We start from the raw sequence: 2,646 nt of genomic DNA on the forward strand, positions 1-2,646 counted from the left end.
GCTCGGGGAAGCCGATATGCAGATGCAGGCAGCGCCTTTTCAGGGCGTCGCCGAGGTCGCGCTCGCTGTTGGAGGTGAGGATCACGGTCGGCGGCGTGATGGCCGAAACGGTTCCGAGCTCGGGGATCGTGACCTGGAAGTCGGAGAGGATCTCCAGCAGCAGGGATTCGAATTCCGCGTCGGACTTGTCGATCTCGTCGATCAATAGCACGCCTCCCGGCTGCTCCAGCGCCTGGAGCAGGGGACGCGGCTCGACGAACTCCTTGGAGAAGAACACGTCGCCGAAATCGTGGAGCTGGTCGAGCGCGGCATGCAGCGTCTGCGCCCCGCCGAGGACTTCGCCGAGCTTGTCCTTTAGAATCTGCGTGTACAGCAGCTGCTTGGCGTATTTCCACTCGTACAGCGCCTTGGCCTCGTCGAGGCCTTCATAGCATTGCAGGCGGATCATCTTCATGCCGCGCCAGGCCGCGATTGCCTTGGCGAGCTCCGTCTTGCCGACGCCCGCGGGGCCTTCGACCAGGATCGGCTTCTCGATCTGCTGCGACAGATAGACGGCGGTCGCGATCTGCCGGCTCGCGATGTAGCCCTGCGCCGCGAGGCCGCTCTCCACTGCCTCGATCGCGGTCGAGGCCTTCTGATCTGCCACGAATGGGCGCTCCCATAGATCTTGCCTGAGGCTCGTTCTGCCTGCGTTCCCGGCAAAGAACAAGCCTCGTTTGGGAGACTTCAGACCCGCGTGCACGGCGTTTTTCCGCCAAACGCAAATAGTTGAGCGCTTCGCCGGTCAGCTCGGTCAGTGCCGGAATGCATCCGGCTTGCGGATGGTCTGCCGGACCTCAGCGCCGCAATCGGCGCATTCGTAGACGAAGTCGATCTTGGCAAGACTCCAATGCGGCTCCACCTCGCGCACATACATCGGCAGAAACCCCATGCAGGTGGGGCAAATCACGGGCGCGACCTCGGCATCCTGATGATGCTGAACGTAAGCGGGCATCTCGGCTCTCCTTCGCAGGCGACCACCAACCCGCACGGACGCTACTGCCGGTTACCCCGGGAGCCCTCATCAACTCTTTCGAACGGAGGCGGAACGGCGAGCGTTTGTCGTTCGCTGTGACATTCTTGTTACGTCTTCTATACTGTAACGGGCGGACCAAATGCCTATTCCGCAGCCCGATCCGGTGTTTCGGACTTTCACCTCAACGATAAGGGAGCACACCCATGACGCACGCCATTCGCTTTCACAAGACCGGCGGGCCGGAAGTTCTGGTCTGGGAGGAGGTCAGCGTCGGCAAGCCGGGGCCCGGCGAAGCGCGCATCCGTCATACCGCGGTCGGCCTCAATTTCGTCGACATCTATAACCGTTCGGGCCTTTATCCGGCGCCGCTGCCCAGCGGGCTCGGCAGCGAGGCGGCCGGCGTGGTCGAGGAGATCGGGCCCGGCGTCACCGATCTGAAGCCGGGCGATCGTGTTGCCTATGGCGCCTCTCCGCTCGGAGCTTATTCGGAGGCGCGGCTGATCCCGGCCGACCGGCTATTGAAATTGCCGGACGGCGTCGACGACAAGACCGCGGCGGCGATGATGCTCAAGGGGCTGACGACGCAGTACCTGATCCGGCAGACCTATCGGGTGAAGGCCGGCGACACCATCCTGCTCCATGCCGCCGCCGGCGGCGTCGGTCTCATTCTCAGCCAGTGGGCCAAGCATCTCGGCGCGACCGTGATCGGCACCGTCAGCAACGACGACAAGGCGAAGCTCGCCAAGGCGCATGGCTGCGATCACGTCATCATCTACACGCGCGAAGACTTCGTGAAGCGTGTCGACGAGATCACGGCCGGCAAGAAGGTCCCCGTGGTTTACGACTCCGTCGGCAAGGACACTTTCCTGAAATCGCTGGATTGCCTCGCGCCGCTCGGCGTCGCCGCACTGTTCGGCCAGTCCTCCGGCGCGGTGGAGCCGCTCAATCTCGGCCTATTGGCGCAGAAGGGCTCCCTTTACGTCACGCGGCCGACGCTGTTCACCTACGCCGCCAAGCGCGAAAATCTGGTTGCGATGGCGAACGAGCTGTTCGACGTCGTCAAGTCCGGTGCGGTCAAGATCGAGGTGCACCAGACCTACCCGCTGCAGGACGCCGCCAAGGCGCATGCCGATCTCGCAGCGCGCAAGACCACTGGGTCGACCGTTCTCCTGGTCTAACGTCCGGCGAGCAGTGACGCAGGCTTCAGCCTGCGTCACGTGCGTTCGTGCTTGCGCAGATCGCGGGCATGATCAAGCCGGATTGCCTGGAGGTCTGCATCCTCCGACGGGATTTCCGGCAGGGCGGCCTCGGTCAGGATGGTGTCGGTCACGTCCTCGACCGCATTTTCCACGATTTCGTGAATGAACGAGATATTCCGGTATTCGCCGGAGGCGATGCGCGAGATGACCTCGCGCCTTGTGATTTCAGGGTCGACGACCGCCTCGCGGCCCCGCCGACCGTAGTCGATCATCACGACGTAGTATTGCATGGAACGATCCTGCCGCGCCCCGTGATCGGAGACGCGGCAGAGTATTTCCGAAAATCGGAACTTTGTCAATCGCGATTTCCGTAAACCAGAAATATCGACTGCGCGCTATCACTTGCCCTTCTTGCGGGGACGCGCCGATTTG

General features: G+C 62.8%; 4 protein-coding genes. 1 reads left to right on the forward strand and 3 read right to left on the reverse strand.

Translation table 11 applies throughout. The features are described from left to right. Both JHD07_RS37515 and JHD07_RS37520 read right to left on the reverse strand, forming a co-directional pair. Nucleotides 1–646 (reverse strand): MoxR family ATPase (locus JHD07_RS37515; RefSeq protein ID WP_291631355.1); only part of this gene is annotated, 646 nt, incomplete at its 3' end. A 147-nt stretch (nucleotides 647–793) separates the two neighbouring features. Further along, on the reverse strand, nucleotides 794–994 hold the full coding sequence (locus tag JHD07_RS37520; RefSeq protein ID WP_291631357.1) for a hypothetical protein: 201 nt from the start codon (nucleotides 992–994) through the stop codon (nucleotides 794–796). Between the two features lie 224 nt (nucleotides 995–1,218). Between JHD07_RS37520 and JHD07_RS37525 the strand changes: the two genes are divergently transcribed. Beyond that, complete coding sequence (locus JHD07_RS37525) at nucleotides 1,219–2,193, forward strand: quinone oxidoreductase (protein ID WP_291631359.1); 975 nt, start codon at nucleotides 1,219–1,221, stop codon at nucleotides 2,191–2,193. A 35-nt stretch (nucleotides 2,194–2,228) separates the two neighbouring features. Here JHD07_RS37525 and JHD07_RS37530 read toward each other — a convergent pair whose 3' ends face one another. Then, entirely contained in the window at nucleotides 2,229–2,504 is a 276-nt protein-coding gene (locus JHD07_RS37530; protein WP_291631360.1) for a hypothetical protein, read from the reverse strand. Nucleotides 2,505–2,646: the final 142 nt, after the last annotated feature.

The organism is Bradyrhizobium sp., from assembly GCF_016462955.1.
Classification (GTDB): Bacteria; Pseudomonadota; Alphaproteobacteria; order Rhizobiales; family Xanthobacteraceae; genus Bradyrhizobium.